The organism is Streptomyces doebereineriae (genome assembly GCF_031845645.1).
In the GTDB taxonomy this organism is placed as follows: domain Bacteria; phylum Actinomycetota; class Actinomycetes; order Streptomycetales; family Streptomycetaceae; genus Streptomyces; species Streptomyces canus.
Window position 1 is genome coordinate 942,772 of the sequence record NZ_JAVREZ010000001.1, and the last position, 16,708, is coordinate 959,479.

Consider the following 16,708-nt stretch of genomic DNA (forward strand, 5'->3'; position numbering starts at 1 on the left):
AGGACCATCATCGTGACCATCACAGAAGTCACCCCACAGCCCACGGACGCGGAGCGCTTCGGCCACATCCTCGCCGTTCAGCGCGCTGCCTACCGCCGCGACGGAGCGCCCTCACTGGCGGCGCGGCGCAGCGATCTGAGCAGGTTCAAGGCGGCACTGATCGCCCGGCGGAGCACCATCGAGGAGGCGATCAACACCGATTTCGGAAATCGCTCGCGCCACGAGACCGCGATGATGGAGCTCGGCGGCGTCGTCCAGGGCATCGACTACCTGGAGCGCAATCTGCGGCGGTTCATGCGCCCGACCGGCCGCCACACCGCCTTGCACATGCGTTGGGGCACCAACCGCATCGAGTACCAGCCGCTCGGCGTGGTCGGGGTCATCTCACCGTGGAACTATCCCGTCATCCTGTCGCTGATGCCGGTCGTCACCGCGATCGCCGCCGGCAACCGCGTCATGCTCAAACCGTCGAAGTTCACCCCGGCGACGAACACCGTGCTCGCGTCGATACTGGGCGAGCTCTTCCCACCGGAGCAGGTCACGATCGTCAGCGGTGACGGTGCCGCGTTCTCCTCCCTGCCCTTCGACCATCTCGTCTTCACCGGCAGCACCGAAGTCGGACGAGCCGTGATGAAGGCGGCGAGCGAGAACCTCGTCCCCGTCACGCTGGAACTGGGCGGCAAGTCTCCGACCATCGTCGCCAGGGGACACGTACAAGACCGGACCGTGTCCGACATCGTCTTCGGCAAACTCCTCAGCGGCGGGCAGACCTGCATAGCCCCCGACTACGCCCTGGTGCACGATTCCGAGATCGACACCTTCGTCGACAGCTACGACAGGCTGGTGAAGGCCGCCTACCCCGGTGGTCCGACGAGCAAGGACTACACCTCGATCATCAACGACAAGCAGTACGCGATCCTCACCGACCTGATCGAAGACGCCCGTAGCCGTGGGGCACGGATCATCGAGGTTGGTCACCGGCCGGGCGAGGCCGCCCAACGCCCGCACACCCTCGCACCGACCGTCGTTCTCGGCGTCACCGACGAGATGCGGATAGCCCACGAGGAGATCTTCGGCCCCATCCTGCCGATCTTCCCCTACCGCGACATCGACGAGGCCATCGACTACGTCAACGCACGACCACGACCGCTCGCGCTCTACTACTTCGGCAGCAACGACGCGGACCGGCGCAAGGTCCTCGACCGCACGACCTCCGGCAACGTCACCGTCAACGGCACCGTCATGCACGTCGGGCAGGACGACCTTCCCTTCGGCGGCGTCGGCGCCAGCGGGATGGGTCAGTACCACGGGATCGAGGGGTTCCGGACGCTCAGCCACCCCAAGGGCATCTACGTGCAAGGCCGCTTCAACGCCGTCCGCCTCCTGTATGCCCCCTTCGGCAAGCGCACCGACGCTCTCCTCAACTTCTTCCTTCGATAACCGGTGGCTCCCGCCGCCGAAGCCTCACCCGCGTCGAAGCACGGGCCCGCGAGTAATCCGCAGCCAGGCGGTGCCGGCGTCCCAGGACGCCTGTGGCCTGCTTTTCCCGCCAGTTGTTCGCGGAGGACGGCGTTCTCGGCGAGGAGGGCGACAAGGACGGTCGCTGTGGCATCATCCTGCTGCTGAAGTCGTTGGCGCTCTTGCCGGTCGCCCCTCAGCTGTCGGCGGAGGCGGGTGAGCTCCTCCTGCTGATTTTGGTCGCGCACGCCGACGCGGTTGTCCTACCCCCCTCGCCAGAAGGTGCTCTTGGTCGGGGCGGGTGCAGCGAATGGCACAAGGGCCGGCCGTGCCGTTGGAGCGGTCGACCTCGGCCAGGGTGGGCGGGGGCCCAACACGGAACCGTCCGGGCCCACCGTGTCAGCTTCGCCGGAGTCCGCGCTGCCTCCCTCGGCGTCGGTCGCAGAGAAGAGACGGGCCAGATGAAGCTACGCCGCCTGGCACCTGCAGTTTTGGATCTTGGTCTCCAGCCGGCACCCGCCGCTACTGAGCCGCGAGCGCCAAGGTCTGAACCATCTCTTCGAGACTATACATCTCGTATAGTTACTGCTAGCTTTCTCGTTGAGGACGAAGGAGTCTCTCGAGGGCCTGCCTTGCTTGCCCGCGATGGTCTGGGAAGGAGAACTGCGTGCCCTGATCTCCTGCGCGGTGTCCCGCCCAGGGCTCGTGGCTCGTTTTGCGGTACCCAGGACATGCGGAAGAGGTCCCCTCCGTAGGACTTTCGAAATGGACTTCTCTACTTGATCTGCAACTACCGTTGCCGGGTGGTTGAGCAGTACAACGGGATTGTTCGCGTCATCGCACTCATGGAGCCGAGGTCAAGCTTGGCGGTTTGGCCGAGTTGCTGAAGGGATCGCTAAGTTGTACATCGACGCCGAGAATCTCACCGCTGAATCAGCGTACAAGTTGCTGATCGGCAGCGTCATCCCGCGGCCCATCGCCTGGGTCAGCACCCTGTCGACCGACGGGGTTGGAAATTTGGCGCCGATCTCGTTCTTTACTGTGGTGGGACGCAAGCCGCCTATGGTCTCATTGTCCATCCAGCCTCGGTCCGATGGCGTCACGCTCAAGGACAGCTTTGTCAATATGCGCGACACCGGGGAATTCGTGACTCACCTGGCCACGCTGCCGCAGGCGCTGCCTCTGCATCTCAGCGCGAATGAGTTCCAACCCGACGAGGACGAGTTCGACATGGTTGGGCTGGAGAAGGTGCCGAGCGCTGCCGTGAAGCCGCCGCGTATTGCGGGTGCGCCGATCGCATTCGAGTGCGCGGTCGAGATGATCGTCCCCTCGCCGGACGGGCTCAACCACCTTGTGGTCGGGCGGGTCGTGCAGTTCTACGTCCGCGACGACCTCTACCTGTCACGCGGACGGATCGACACCGGTGCGATTGCTCCCATCGGTCGGCTGGCCGCCGAGTACACGGTGGTGGACAACGCGTTCGTTCCACCGCTGGACAGGGAAACTCTTGAGCGTTTCGAAGGACGTCGGATGGAGCGGCTCGACAAGCGACCTGACGACTACTCGATGATCGAAACCTCGGAGTGGTCGCCGTCCGGATCCATCATGCGCGCGGAAGACGACGCCGGCTGATCGACTTTCGATGGCCGCTCGCCCCGAGTGAGCGGTCCCCCCAGGTTCCGTGGGTGTCGCCTTGATGATTTCAGGCGGGCGGCACGGACTCGGCACCGCGCGCCGGATTGCCGACCGCAAGGGCCGGGTGCTCTACGCGCTGCTTCCCGCGATCCTCCATGAGGACAAGGACGGCTGCGCTGCGCCGCCCGATTGTCTACATCCTGCTCAACGTCGGCACCTGCGCCGGGAGTTGGGCGCGGAGGCCTGTCGCGATGACTCCATGCGGTGCCGGCCTGCTGCCGTAACGGCCGGGCACAAGACCGTGGCCCGCCCGGTGTCCGTCAATCGTCGAACGGACCCCTGAACCCGTTGCGAGATGGGCAAGGGCCGATTGGCCACATACACCGCACTCCGGTTTCTGACGAAATGATCGCCTGCCGCCGGGACCGCTCATGTCGGCTTGCCTGCTATGGCGCGCATGGCTTCCTCGGTACCCCGCTTTCCGCAGTGACCGCGGACGAACCAGACTGAGCGAGAGACAAGAGGCAGCACATGGCACACCCCTTGCCCGGCAGATCCTCCGACCGAGACGGATCGACGAACGCGAGTAACAGCGGTGCGCCCGACGGCGAGATGGCAGCCGATTACGACGTGATCGTGGTCGGGTCGGGCTTCGGGGGCAGCGTCGCGGCCCTCCGTCTCACGGAGAAAGGCTATCGGGTCGCCGTGATCGAGGCGGGGCGTCGGTTCGCCGACGACGAGTTCGCCAAGACGTCGTGGGATCTCAAAAGCTTTCTATGGGCGCCCGCGCTCGGCTGCTTCGGCATTCAGCGCGTCCACCCGCTCAAGGACGTCATAGTGGCGGCGGGTGCTGGTGTCGGTGGTGGTTCGCTCGTGTACGCCAACGTGATGTACCGGCCGCCCAAGCCGTTCTACATGGATCGGCAGTGGGCGCACATCACCGACTGGGAGTCGGAACTGGCGCCTTACTACGACCAGGCCAGCCGCATGCTGGGCGTGGTCACCAACCCGACCGTGACGGCCTGCGACAAGGTGATGCGTGCGGTCGCGACTGACATGGGTGTGGCGGACTCCTACCAACCGGCACCGGTGGCGGTGTACTTCGGCGAGCCCGGCAAGGCCGCCGACGATCCGTTCTTCGGCGGCGCCGGGCCGCGGCGCACCGGCTGCACCGAGTGCGGCTCCTGCATGACCGGGTGCCGGGTCGGCGCGAAGAACACCCTCGTCAAGAACTACCTGTACATCGCGGAGCGCGCCGGCGCGGAGGTCATCCCGCTGACCACGGTGGACGCGGTGCGACCGAGGCCGGACGGGTCGTTCGTGGTGGACGTTCACAGGACGGGCAAGCGGTCGCGTCGCTCCCGGCGGAGCCTGACGGCAGCCCGGGTTGTGCTGGCTGCCGGCACCTGGGGTACGCAACGGCTGCTGCACCGCATGCGGGACAACGGCGTGCTGCCGGAACTCTCGCCGCGGTTGGGGGAACTGACGCGCACGAACTCGGAGGCGATCATCGGTGCGAGCCGGGCCGTGGCCGACCCCGAGCGTGACTTCACCCGCGGTGTGTCGATCACCTCGTCGATTCACCCGGACGAGAACACGCACATCCAGGCGCTGCGCAACGGCAAGGGCAGCAACGGGATGAGCCTGATGCAGACCATCGCCACGGACGGCTCGCTGCCCACGCCGCGGTGGCTGCAAATGCTGCTGACGATCCTTCGAGAGCCGGTCAAGTCGATGACGTTGTTCAACGGCTACCGGTGGAGCGAGCGGACGATGATGCTGCTGGTGATGCAGAGCCTGGACAACTCGCTCACCACGTACACCAGGCGAGGCCTGTTCGGGCGCCGCAGATTCACTTCGAGGCAGGGACGCGGCGAGCCGAACCCGACGTTCATCCCAGTCGGGCACGAGGCGAACCTGCGCACCGCCGAGCACATCGGCGGTGTCCCGGGCGGGATGTGGGGCGAGATCTTCAACAGGCCGATGACCGCTCATTTCTTCGGTGGAGCGCCCATCGGGACCTCGTCGAAGGACGGCGTGATCGACCCGTACCACCGGGTGTTCAACTACCCGGGACTGTCCATCGTGGACGGAACAGCGCTGACCGCGAACCTCGGGGTGAACCCGTCGCTGACCATCACGGCCAAGGCGGAGCGTGCCTTCTCGTTCTGGCCCAACAAGGGTGAGGCCGATCCACGCCCTGCTCAGTCGCAGCCGTACCGCCGGCTGGACCCGGTTGCTCCGGTCAACCCTGCTGTTCCCGCGGAGGCCCCGGCCGCACTGCGGCTGCCCATCGTGGGCTGAGCCGCCGCGCACTGCTGACACCGAGCGTAGGACGAAGAAGCTCCCGGCCGACTGGTTGTCGGTCGGGAGCTTCGTACTTCGGGTGTCGTGCTGCACAGCCACGCCCGCCGTCAGTGACCGGACATACCGCCGTCGACGGCGAGCGTGATGCCGGTGATGTAGGACGAGGCGGGGCTCGCGAGGAAGACGACCGCGGCGTCAAGTTCGCGCTGCAGCCCCACTCTGCCCAGCGGGCTGGTCTGCTGGATGAACGCCATGACCTGGTCTTGGGGGATCTCGGAGGTCATCTCGCTGGCGAAGTATCCCGGGGCGATGGCATTGACCCGGATGCCCCGGCGCCCTGTCCACTGCTGGGCGAGATCACGGGTGAGGCCGATGAGGCCGGCCTTGCTGGCTGCGTAAGCCGCCTGTGGGGCGTACGACTTGATCAGACCGAGCACGCTGGCGATGTTGACGATGCTGGAGCCGGGCTCCATGACGCGGGCGCATGCCTGTGCCGCCCAGTAGGCGCCGTTGAGGTTGATGTCGATGACGCGGCGGAACTCTTCCGGACTCTCCTTCAGGGCCGGAACCGCGGTGCCTATGCCGGCGTTGTTGATCAGAATATCGACGCGGCCGAACTCGCCGACTGCCGACCGGGCCAACGCCTCGCACTGCTCCGGATCGGCGACGTCGGTGGGCACCGTGAGGGCGCGGCGGCCGGTGTCGTGCACCTGCTTCGCGACATCTGCCAGCCGGTCGGCGCGGCGAGCGGCAAGGACGATGTCGGCGCCCGCTTCGGCGAGCGCCTGGGCGAACCCGGCGCCGAGACCGGAACTCGCCCCGGTCACCACGGCAACCTTGCCGTCGAGTCGGAAGAGGTCAAGGACGTTGCTCATAGCCGCTCCTGGTGCGACAGAGCTCGAAGTCCGGCGGCGGTCAGTGGCGCGACGGCCTGCCCTACCGTGTCGAATCCGGTGCCGCGGGTCAGCCCCTGCTGGAAGCGGGCGTGGATCCCCTCGGCGATGACGGCGATCTTGAAGTAGCCCAAAGAGAGATAGAAGCCGAGCTCGCCGAGATCCCGCCCACTGGCCTCGGCGTAGCGCTGGGCGAGGTCGGCCGCTGCGGGAAGCCGTCCGCTGGTCGACGCGGCCGATCCGCTGAGCACGGGAGCGAAGGACGGGTCGGCGTAGACAAGGTGCAGACCGAGATCGGCGAGAGGGTCACCGAGGGTGGCCATCTCCCAGTCGACCACCGCACGAATGGTGCCCGGGTCGGCGGGGTCGAGGATGGTGTTGTCGATGCGATAGTCGCCGTGCACGATGGACGCGCCGCTTTCCGCCGGGCAAGCGGTGGCGAGTCGCTTGTGCAGCAGCTCCATGTCGCCGAGCTCCCGGGTCCGAACGCGTTGCCACTGGTCGTACCAGCGCTGGACCTGGCGCGCCAGATATCCCTGCGGGCGTCCGAACCCGGTCAGCCCCACCGCGTCCGGATCGACGGCGTGCAGGCGCGCGAGTACGTCGACCAGACCGTGGGCGCAGCGGGTGATATCGCTGTCCCGCAGTGCGTGCAGCTGCTCGACCGTCCGGATCACCGTCCCGTCGACGTACTCGACCACCGCGAAGGGCACGCCGAGCACATCGGCGTCCGCGAAGGTCACCGCACGTGCCACGGGGACGCCACTGTCGGCGAGTGCGGCCACCATCCGGTACTCGCGCCGCATGTCGTGCGCGGAGGGGGTGAGCCCGCCCAGCGGAGGACGGCGAAGAACCCACCGCGTCCGTCCGTCGGTGACCGTGTAGGTCAGGTTCGACCGGCCGCCCTGCAACGGCTCGGCGGTGAGCCGGCCCCGGAACTCCGGCACGTACTCGTCGAAGTACCGCTCGAGTGCGGCCAGGTCGAGACCGTCCACTGCGGTGTGACCGGCGGCGCTCACTGTGCCGCCGCCTCGGTGTGGCGGCGCATGACGCGGCGGGCGATGGCCCAGCGGTGGGTTTCGGATGGCCCGTCGTAGATGCGGAAGGGCCGGACCTCCCGCAGGAACCGGCCGAGCAGGATGTCGCCGGACACACCGAGCGAGCCGCAGATCTGCAGCGCGCGGTCCACCACCCGCCACACCGCTTCGGCGCAGAAGGTCTTGGCGATCGAGGTGGACTGCGAGGCCGAACGCCCCTGATCCAACTCCCAGGACGCCTGAAGGATCAGTCCCCGGGCGGCGGCGATATCGATTTCGTTGTCCGCGATCATCTGCTGCACCATGCCGAGATCGCCGAGCCGTGAGCCGAACAGCCGGCGGTCGCCGGCACGGCCGACGGCGATGTCCTGCGCGCGTCGGGCGATGCCCAGCCATCGCATGCAGTGCGTCATCCGCGCGGGGCCCAGCCGTACCTGTGCGTAGCGGAAGCCCTGGTCGACTTCGCCGAGCACCGCCTCGTCCGGTACGACGCAGTTCTCGAAGAGCAGCTCGACGTGCCCGCCGTAGAGGCTCTCGTCGAGCGTCTCGATGTGCCGGACCGTCTTCATGCCGGGGTTGTCGGCGTCGACCAGGAACATGGTCGCGCCGCCCTGGTCCCCGGGTTCACCCGACGTCCTGGCCATGCAGATGGCGAACCCCGCGCCGTCGGCACCGGTGATGAACCATTTGTGCCCGTCGATGCGCCAGCCGCCCCGAACACGTGCGGCGCGCGTCGCCAGCGCACTGGGGTCGGAACCCGCGCCCGGCGCCGGCTCTGTCATCGCGAAGCACGACCGTATGGCCCCAGCCGCGAGCGGGCGCAGATACCGGTCCTTCTGCTCGGCGGTGGCGATGGCTTCGAGCATGTGCATGTTGCCCTCGTCGGGTGCGGCGATGTTCAGCGCAAGCGGGCCCAGCAGGGAGTACCCCGCCTCCTCGAAGACGGCAGCCCTGCCCCGCATGTCCAGCCCGTGCCCGCCGAACTCCTCGCCGACGTGCGGCGCGAACACGCCGGCATCCTTCGCGGCCCGCTGCAGCCCGAGCCGCACGTTCTCGGTGCGCGCGACGCCACGGTGCTGTTCCTCGGCCGGGATCACCACCTCGCGGACGAAGTCGGCAGTGCGGCGCGCGAGGTCCGCGACGACGGGATCCTGGGCGAGGTCGACTGTCATGGCGCATCCCATCCGGCTACTGAGTATTAGCCAGAACCCTAAGCGAGCGCTTGGCAACCCGCAATCCCCCATGGTGCAGCTCACAGTTACCACCAGATTCAGCTATCATCCGTTAGCTCTGCAGGTGGAGGCGAAGATGGGCCGATCCGACGACATCCGTGCCGCGGCGCTGGAGCTGTTCACGCGCCTCGGCTGCGAGGCGACCACGATGGCCGACATCGGGGCCGCCCTTCACTGCTGGCGACGGCCGCACGGTGAGCGCTGAGGAGGTCTTCCATCGTGGCGGTCATGATCCGGGCGAGCAGGTGTTCGGTGGCACGCCTTCGCCGCGCCACCGAGGCGCACGTTCGGTACCACGCCCGGCACCGGTTCTAGGCCTTCGTCGGCAATCGCGAGATCCGCAGCCTCGTCGAGCCGCATCGCGGTCGCGTGCTGGCCTTGCGCGCGGAGTACGAAGCCGGCTTTCGCCACATCGTCAACGCAGGCGTAGCCGAGGGGTGCTTCAAGGTGGCCTCGGCGCGGCTGGTTTCCTACGCCATCCTCGACCTCGGCATGGGAGTCGCGGCGTGGTATCGCGAAGACGGCGAGCTTGCAGAGGATGCCATCGTCTGGCAGTACAGCGACTTCGCCCTGCGCCTTGCCGGCGCGAGCCCTGAGGGCTAGGTCGCCACGAAGCCCGCCCAGCAGGCCGTGGGTGACGACTGGTGATCTCACTTTCGGCGGCAGGCTCGAGGCGGGTGTCCGGGTCGCTGACATCTCGTAAGGTCTTGACGCTATACAAGTCGTATAGTCGCTGCTAGCGTCCTCGGTCATGACGAAGGAGTCGCTCGGTGAACTGCGGTTCCGATCGCCGCTGCCGCCTCAGTCCTGGCGCAGCGAGTGATCGAGAGACCGCCGGGCGTCGGCTACTGAACGGCGGGCTGCCGCCGAGGGTCGACCGGCCAGGGCGCGTGAAGAGGGTCCCCCCTCGATTTCGAATTCATCACCGCTGAAATCCTTCTCGGAAGGAATCTGCCGTAATGTCCAATGATCAAATCGCTGCCACTCGGGCCGAGGTGACCGAATGGTTCTTCGAGGACTATCTGCCGCGATGGGTGGCCGTGGCTGCGGGCACGTCAGACGAGGGCCCTGAGTTCATTCATGACTACTGGGGCACTCCGTTGCACGTCACGGGACTGGAGCAGTCCTTCTGGTGTCTCGATGACGAGAGCGTGCGCGGCTTCCTGGACCTCAATTACGCGCCGCTGCGCGAGTCCGGATACAGCCACACCGTGGTGCCCGACCGGCGTGTGCTTGTCTACAACTCCGTTGGTGCCGCCATTGAGGTGATCTGGTCGCGACGCCGCGCCGACGAGACCGAGATCCAGCGCTGGGCGGTGCAGTTCAGCGTCGCCAAGTCCGATCGGGGCTGGCGTGTGGTCGGCATCCACTCGGCGGCGACGGACAAGGACAGGCTCGCTGAGGTCTGGCCCGCCGAATCGGCCCTGGAGGAGGCGAGCCGTGGCTGAAAAGGTCTATCCGCCGCTGGTCATGCCCGACGGGGTCGGCCGGCAACAGGTCACTGTGTGGAGCAATGGCATCGCGCTCGACGCGGACGTGTACCGACCGACGACCGTGGACCCCGACGCCGCCCTGCCCGCTGTGGTGTTGTGTCACGGGTGGGGTGGCAGCAAGCTCACCGCCGAACGCTACGCGGCGCTCTTCGCCGCAGCAGGCATGATCACCCTGACGTTCACCCAGAGCAGCTGGTTCGGCTCCGGTTCTCCGCTGCAGTTGGTCGGAGACACCCCCGACCTCGATGACGGCAATGAGGCACTCACCCGGGTGCGGTTCATCCGGGAGCTCGTGGATCCGTTCGCATGGACGGCGAACCTACGCTCGGCCCTGGACTACATCGAAGGTGAGCCCAACGTCGATCCCGCCCGGATCGGGCTGTGGGCCACCAGCTTCGGCGGCGGCGTCGCCGTGCATCTGGCCGCCAACGACGACCGGGTCAAGGCGCTGGCGGTGCAGGTGGCCGCCATCGCCCCACTGAGTGGACCAGTGGCAGACTTTGCCCGCAAGCGTGCGATCGACACCGCGCGCGGCGACGCGCCCGCGATTCCCCAGGGCGTCGATCCCTGGCCGAACATGGCGGGCACCCCGTACATGGCCATGTTGGCGCACTTCGACCCGCTCGCCCAGGTCGAGCGACTGCGGATCCCCACCCTGATCATCGATGCCGGTGACGAAGACCTGTTCCCCATCGCCGACAACGGCGGCCGCGCGGCGAAAGTACTGGAGACCATTCCGGGCAGCGTCGTCGACTATCAGGTCATCCCCGGCATCGACCACTACGGCATCTATTTCGACGGCTATGAGCCGGGCAGTCGTGCTGCCCTCGCCTGGTGGGGACGTTACTTGTGACGACGCCGACCTCCCGCAGCCTTTTCGTGCCGACCACGCTGGGCCGACTCCACGTCCAGGACGCCGGACCCGCCGACGGCCCTGTGGCGCTGTTGTGGCCGAGTGTGTTCATGGACGGTGAGACCAGCTGGGGCGCACAGCTTGCCGACCTGCACGCTCAGGGCCGACGGACCCTGCTGGTCGATCCACCCGGTACTGGCCGCAGCGAATCGGTGTCGCGGTTGTTCACCATGGAAGAGTGCGGCGCCGCCGCCGTTCAGACGCTCGACGCTGCCGGCGTCGACCGGGCGGCCTTTCTCGGGCTGTCGTGGGGCGGCATCGTCGCGCTGCGGGTCGCGATCACCGCTCCGGACCGGGTCACCGCGCTGGTTCTGTCCAACACCACTGCGCGCAGCGTGGTCCTCCGCGAACGTCTGGCAGTCCGCCTGAACGCCCTTCTCATACGTTCCGGGATCGCCCCGGGCGGACTGGGCCGGCTGGTCGTGTCCGGAATGCTCAGCAAGCAATCCCGCAACCAGAACCCCGAGTTCACCACGCACCTCGCCCAAGCAGTCGACGCCCTCGACAAGGCAGGACTGGCGCGCGTCGTACGGTCGGTGCTGGCCGGTCGCAGCAGCGTGGTCGATGCCCTCGGGAGAATCACCGCGCCCACCCTGGTGATCGGTGGCGCCGAGGACCGGGCGTTGCCGCCAGAACCCCATTCCGGCGAACTGGCCGAGCGCATCGCCGGCGCACATCTCGAGGTGTTGCCGCGTGTCGCACACCTGGCTCCCCGCGAAGCGCCCACCGAGGTGGCGGTTTTGATCAGGAAGTTTCTCGCGCCGCTCGGTTAGCCGTGCTCCTGGCGATCGGCCCTGCCGGCGAGGCGTTCGCGGCGTCCCCGGTGATCCGACGGCGCGCCGTCTGCTTGTGCCGCTGCCGGCTGGGCCATGCGCTCGTACGGCATATCAACTCGAACTACCAAGAGGGAGACGAAAAGTATGGCTGAGCTGAGCTACGACGTGTACGTGTGCGACGGGGTCCCGCGCAGCCGACCCGAGAGGTTGCCCGACGGCAGCGGCATCGTGTCGTCTCCGCTTGCCTCGACGCTGATCACCGGTGAACGGGAGGCCGTGCTGGTCGACCCGCCGTTCACCCGCGAACACACGCAGCATGTCGGCGACTGGGTGGAGCGCTCCGGCAAGCGTCTGGCCTACATCTATGCGACGCATGGCCACGGCGACCACTGGTTCGGCACCGGCCAGCTCCTGGAGCGCTTTCCCGACGCCGTCCCGTACGCCACGGAAGGCACCATCGGGATCATGCACCGCAACGTCGAAGGGCGCGAGAAGTTCTGGGACGCGGACTTCCCCGGCATGATTCCCGACACCCCACTTGTCTACCGGCCGATCCCCGTCGGCGGGTTCGAGCTGGAGGGGCACCAGATCACGGCGGTCGAGGTCGGGCACACCGACACCGACGACACGACCGTGCTCCACGTCCCCTCGATCGGCCTGATCGTCGGAGGCGACGTCGTCTACAACGGCGTGCACCAGATGCTGCTGGAGACCCCTGGCGGCGGATTCGAGTCATGGCTTGCGGCGCTCGACGTCCTCGAGTCCCTCAACCCCCGTGCCGTGGTGGCCGGGCACAAGAACCGTGACCTGCCCGACGACCCGGCGATCATCGACCAGACCCGCCAATACCTTCGCGACGCGCGGCGGTTGCTCGCCGAGAAGCCCACACCGCAGCAGTTCTTCGACGAGATCACCACCCGCTATCCCGACCGGCTCAACGTCGGCCCCGTCTGGTACGGCGCACACGGTCTCCTGGGAGTGCCGATGCCCGTCCCGCCCGCGGGCCAACATGATTACGCGAACGAGTAGGCCGGCACATGGCACAGCACACAACTGATGCAACCGCTGACCCGGGCGGAGCCCTGATGTCAGGTTCCGACGTGTTCCAAAGCGCGTTCGTGGCGGCTGTAGGTCTGCGTTTCACCGAGGTCACGTCCACGCGGGTGCGAGGGGAGATACAGCTGGGCCCTGGGCACCACACCCCCTGGGGAGTGGTGCACGGCGGGGTCTACGCCACCGCCGTGGAATCCGCTGCCAGCGTCGGCGCGTCGGCCGCGGTAGCCGATCGCGACCAGGTCGCCGTGGGGGTGGCCAACAGTACGGACTTCCTCCGACCGATCACCTCCGGGACGGTGGAGGTGGTGGCCGAACCTGTCCAGCAAGGGCGCAGCCACCAGTTGTGGCAGGTCACCGTCACCAGCATCAGCAGCGACAAGCTCATCGCCCGCGGCCAGGTGCGCCTGGCCAATGTGCCCGCCACCGGCCTCCCGAGCACCTTGGGGCAGCAACTATGACCACCTCCACTTCTCCTGCAGCCGGCCAAGGCCGAAGCGCAGCGGGCTTGGACGTGTCGGCAGCGTTCGCGACCACGCTGGAAACACCGCAGCACGTCCAGATCGCCGAGGAACTCGGCTTCCGGCGTGCGTGGTTGTACGACACACCGCAACAGAGCCCCGACGTGTGGATGACACTGGCGCTGGCCGCCGAACGCACCCACTCCATCGGGCTCGGTCCCGGCGTTCTCGTCCCGGCGCTGCGCCACCCGATGGTCAGTGCGAGCGGGGCGGCGGCCCTCGAGCGTTTGGCCCCCGGACGGGTCGCGGTGGCCTTCGGCACGGGTTACACCAGCCGACGGGCCATGGGGCAGACGCCCGCCTCGTGGACGTACATGACGCGCTACATCACGGTGTTCCGCGCGCTGCTCAGAGGTGAAACGGTCGAATGGGAGGGCAGCTGGCTGCGGATGCTGCACCCCGATGAGTCGCTGCCGAGTGCACCGGACGCCATTCCGGTCTACATCGGAGCGATCGGTCCCAAGGGCATGGAGATAGCCGCATCGCTGGGGGACGGCCTGTTCATGGCCGGAGCGCCCGTGCCCGAACAGGCCAAAGAGTTCTCACACGTCTCCTACCTGGCCCTCGGGACCGTGCTCGATGACGGTGAAGCTCTCGACAGCGACCGGCTCCGCACAGCCGCGGGCCCCGGACTGGCACAAGCCTTCCACGTCTCCTACGAACTCGGCGGCGAGGAAGCGGTCAAGGCGCTGCCCGGAGGGCCGGAGTGGCTGGCCGTCCTGCAGAACACACCGGAGGGCCAACGTCACCTCGCCGTGCACAACGGACACCTGCTGCATCTGAACGAGGCCGACACGGCTGCCTGGAACGCCGGGGCCCACACGCTGGTCGAGCACGTCACGCTCACCGGCACTGCCGACGAGGTCCTGGCCAAGGTCCAGCAGCTGGCGGCGAGCGGTGTCACCGAGATCATGTACCAGCCCGCCGGCGACATCCGCCGTGAGCTCGAAGCGTTCGCCGGCGCGGTGGGATTACGACGATGAGCACGACGTGCATGCGCACGGCGGCAGCCCAGCTGTCCATGTCGGGCACGGGCGGAGTGTACAAAGCGTATAGCGAGAAGTTATAGAGCCGTACAGTAGATCCATGACAACCGCAAGAACATACGGCCAGATGTGTCCGCTCGCCCGCTCCATGGACCTTCTCGGCGAGCGATGGACGATTTTGATCGTGCGCGAGCTGTGCCTTGGGCCCAAGCGATTCAAGGACCTCCTCGACGTACTCCCGGCCATCGGACCGAACCGCCTGACTGCCCGCCTTCGCAGCCTTGAGGCCGCGGGGGTCGTTCGCCGGAGCACGCTTCCGCCTCCCGCGGGTGTGGCTGTCTATGAGCTCACCGAGCGAGGCGAGGGACTCCGTGCCCCACTCATCGAGCTTGGACGATGGGGCCTTGGGCTCCCGCCGTCGGAGGAAATCGATCCGGCGACCACCCGCGCGGACCTGATCGCCCTCAGCGTTTCCACCTTTGCAGCGCCGGACAAGCTCGTCGGCCTCAAGGAGATCTACGAGCTGCACGTGGGCAGGGAGACGTTTCATGTCGAGATCGCCGAGGGTCGAATGTGGACCAAGAGCGGTCCGGCGCCAGTTCGCCCCGACCTTGCAGTGACCTGCCGTTTGCGCACGTTCCTCGCTGTGGTCTTCGGCCACACCCAGGCGATCGACGCAGTCGAGTCGGGCGACCTGACGGTGACTGTCGGATCCAGCGAACTGGCCGAGCGTGCGTTTGACCTTTTGTCCGGTTCCGATCTTGGTTATCCGGTGTACCTGGGGGTGTAGCGCGAGAGCGCTCCTGCCGCCGGAACGTGAAGGAGAGATGCCATGAGCTTCAATCTGGCGGCGATGTTCGTTGAGGCAACGCGCGCACAACCGCTGAGCCCTGTCCTCTGGGCGGGTGATGACAGATGGGACTATCAGCGGCTCGACACGGAGTCGATCCGCTTCGCGAACGGACTCCTGGAGAGCGGCTGGTCAAGGGGCGATGTGGTGGCGGTTCAGTCGCCCAACGTCCCGGAGTTCCTGGTCGCCTACTTCGGGACGCTCCGCGCCGGCATGGTCCTGCTGCCCCTCAATCCCCTGCTGACCGCGACGGAGACCGCGTTCCTCCTGGGCGACGCCCGTGCGGTGGTGCTGTTCGCGCACGAACTCGCCGTCGGTGCCGTCCTCGGGGCCAAGGAAGCCGGCATTCCACTCGTGACGGTTCCCGCAGGGATACGTCACGACGGTGACGACGGCAGGCTCTTCTCGGACTTCCTGTCGGATCGCGACCATGGGGGAGCGGACGTTGCCGCCACGGCACCCGAGGACACCGCGGTCCTGCTCTACACGAGCGGCACCACAGGGAAACCGAAGGGAGCCGAACTCACTCACTTCCAGCTGTTCATGAACTGCACTGCCAGTGCTGACGTGTTCGAAGCGAGACAGGATGACGTCATCCTTCTCGCCTTGCCGCTGTTCCACGTTTTCGGTCTCTCCTCGCTCGCGAACTCCGCGATCCGGCGCGGTGCCTCACTCGCACTCGTGCCCCGTTTCGAAGCCTCTGCCGTACTCGACGTCATCGAACGGAAACGCGTCTCGATCGTGGCCGGTGTGCCCACCATGCTGCACGCCCTGCTGGAGACCCCCGACCGTGACCGTGATCTCAGCAGCATGCGTATGGCGCTGAGTGGAGGTTCACCGATCGCCCCGGATGTCGTCACCCGGTTCGAGGAGAGATTCGCCATCCCGGTGCTGGAAGGTTACGGGCTGACCGAGACGGCCAGCGCTGTGACGTTCAACAGAGCGGCCGGACGCAAGCCCATGTCCGTGGGCCGGCCTCTCTGGGGGACCGAGATGCGCGTGGTGGACAGCGAGGGCAACCAGCTTGCGCCGGGTGCCGACCATGTCGGCGAACTCCTCGTCCGCGGCCACTCGGTGATGAAGGGCTACTTGCGTCGCCCTGCCGAAACCGCCGAAGTCATCCAGGACGGCTGGTTCCGCACGGGAGACCTGGGCTACGTGGACGACGACGGCTACTACTTCGTCGTCGACCGGATCAAAGACCTGATCATCCGCGGCGGATACAACGTGTACCCGCGCGAGATAGAGGACGTGCTCTACGGGCATCCCGACATCCGAGAGGCCGCCGTCATCGGATCCCCCGACGACCGGCTCGGGGAGGAAGTCGTCGCGGTGGTCGCCCTGCGCGAGGGGAGCGAGATCAGCGCCGAAGACGTCATCGGCTACTGCAGGCAGCGCCTCGCCGCCTACAAATACCCGAGGGTCGTGCGATTCGTCGAGACGCTTCCGAAAGGCCCCACGAACAAGATCCTCAAGAGCGAGCTGCGCTGATTCCCTCTGGAACTGCTACGCGCCCCGGGCCAGATCGTCGGTCCCCAAAGGCAAGGCATCGGG

Annotated in this window: 16 protein-coding genes; 13 read left to right on the top strand and 3 right to left on the bottom strand. The window is 67.1% G+C overall.

Translation table 11 applies throughout. From position 1 onward, the window contains the following. Positions 1-12: 12 nt before the first annotated feature. The 3 genes from RNB18_RS04470 to RNB18_RS04480 all read left to right on the top strand — a co-directional run bounded on the left by RNB18_RS04470 (position 13) and on the right by RNB18_RS04480 (position 5,397). Positions 13-1,440, top strand: coding sequence for a coniferyl aldehyde dehydrogenase (locus tag RNB18_RS04470; protein ID WP_311712814.1), 1,428 nt, complete (start codon positions 13-15; stop codon positions 1,438-1,440). A gap of 918 nt (positions 1,441-2,358) precedes the next feature. Beyond that, entirely contained in the window at positions 2,359-3,090 is a 732-nt protein-coding gene (locus tag RNB18_RS04475; RefSeq protein ID WP_311712815.1) for a flavin reductase family protein, read from the top strand. Between the two features lie 615 nt (positions 3,091-3,705). Next, positions 3,706-5,397: a GMC family oxidoreductase gene (locus tag RNB18_RS04480; RefSeq protein WP_311712816.1), complete on the top strand. Its 1,692-nt coding sequence runs from the start codon at positions 3,706-3,708 to the stop codon at positions 5,395-5,397. A 110-nt stretch (positions 5,398-5,507) separates the two neighbouring features. On the opposite strand, the gene RNB18_RS04485 is transcribed toward RNB18_RS04480, so the two are convergent. Genes RNB18_RS04485 through RNB18_RS04495 form a run of 3 tightly spaced genes read right to left on the bottom strand, consistent with a single transcriptional unit; the run spans position 5,508 to position 8,502 of the window. Then, positions 5,508-6,275 carry an SDR family NAD(P)-dependent oxidoreductase gene (locus RNB18_RS04485; protein ID WP_311712817.1) on the bottom strand — a complete coding sequence of 256 codons (768 nt, stop codon included), beginning with the start codon at positions 6,273-6,275 and terminating at the stop codon, positions 5,508-5,510. Beyond that, positions 6,272-7,312: a phosphotransferase family protein gene (locus tag RNB18_RS04490; RefSeq protein WP_311712818.1), complete on the bottom strand. Its 1,041-nt coding sequence runs from the start codon at positions 7,310-7,312 to the stop codon at positions 6,272-6,274. The genes RNB18_RS04485 and RNB18_RS04490 overlap by 4 nt, the downstream gene beginning before the upstream one ends. Next, positions 7,309-8,502: an acyl-CoA dehydrogenase family protein gene (locus RNB18_RS04495; protein ID WP_311712819.1), complete on the bottom strand. Its 1,194-nt coding sequence runs from the start codon at positions 8,500-8,502 to the stop codon at positions 7,309-7,311. Before RNB18_RS04495 ends, RNB18_RS04490 begins: the two co-directional genes overlap by 4 nt. Positions 8,503-8,638: 136 nt before the next feature. Between RNB18_RS04495 and RNB18_RS04500 the strand changes: the two genes are divergently transcribed. The 10 genes from RNB18_RS04500 (at position 8,639) to RNB18_RS04545 (ending at position 16,645) form a co-directional block, all read left to right on the top strand. Continuing rightward, positions 8,639-8,767, top strand: a complete 129-nt coding sequence (locus RNB18_RS04500) for a hypothetical protein (protein ID WP_311712820.1) — start codon at positions 8,639-8,641, stop codon at positions 8,765-8,767. 164 nt (positions 8,768-8,931) lie between these two features. After that, positions 8,932-9,165: a hypothetical protein gene (locus RNB18_RS04505; RefSeq protein ID WP_311712821.1), complete on the top strand. Its 234-nt coding sequence runs from the start codon at positions 8,932-8,934 to the stop codon at positions 9,163-9,165. Positions 9,166-9,557: 392 nt separating this feature from the next. Then, on the top strand, positions 9,558-10,010 hold the full coding sequence (locus tag RNB18_RS04510; RefSeq protein WP_311712822.1) for a DUF6841 family protein: 453 nt from the start codon (positions 9,558-9,560) through the stop codon (positions 10,008-10,010). Next, positions 10,003-10,908 (top strand): alpha/beta hydrolase, encoded by a 906-nt coding sequence (locus tag RNB18_RS04515; RefSeq protein ID WP_311712823.1) that lies wholly within the window; start codon positions 10,003-10,005, stop codon positions 10,906-10,908. Before RNB18_RS04510 ends, RNB18_RS04515 begins: the two co-directional genes overlap by 8 nt. Then, positions 10,905-11,741, top strand: coding sequence for an alpha/beta fold hydrolase (locus RNB18_RS04520; protein ID WP_311712824.1), 837 nt, complete (start codon positions 10,905-10,907; stop codon positions 11,739-11,741). Before RNB18_RS04515 ends, RNB18_RS04520 begins: the two co-directional genes overlap by 4 nt. A gap of 147 nt (positions 11,742-11,888) precedes the next feature. Beyond that, positions 11,889-12,773 carry an MBL fold metallo-hydrolase gene (locus RNB18_RS04525; RefSeq protein WP_311712825.1) on the top strand — a complete coding sequence of 295 codons (885 nt, stop codon included), beginning with the start codon at positions 11,889-11,891 and terminating at the stop codon, positions 12,771-12,773. A gap of 56 nt (positions 12,774-12,829) precedes the next feature. Continuing rightward, a complete protein-coding gene (locus RNB18_RS04530; protein ID WP_311712826.1) occupies positions 12,830-13,258 on the top strand; it encodes a PaaI family thioesterase in 429 nt (142 codons plus the stop codon). A gap of 53 nt (positions 13,259-13,311) precedes the next feature. After that, on the top strand, positions 13,312-14,301 hold the full coding sequence (locus RNB18_RS04535; protein ID WP_311712827.1) for an LLM class flavin-dependent oxidoreductase: 990 nt from the start codon (positions 13,312-13,314) through the stop codon (positions 14,299-14,301). A gap of 103 nt (positions 14,302-14,404) precedes the next feature. After that, positions 14,405-15,094: a winged helix-turn-helix transcriptional regulator gene (locus RNB18_RS04540; protein WP_311712828.1), complete on the top strand. Its 690-nt coding sequence runs from the start codon at positions 14,405-14,407 to the stop codon at positions 15,092-15,094. 42 nt (positions 15,095-15,136) lie between these two features. Then, complete coding sequence (locus RNB18_RS04545) at positions 15,137-16,645, top strand: long-chain-fatty-acid--CoA ligase (RefSeq protein WP_311712829.1); 1,509 nt, start codon at positions 15,137-15,139, stop codon at positions 16,643-16,645. The last annotated feature ends 63 nt before the right edge of the window (positions 16,646-16,708 follow it).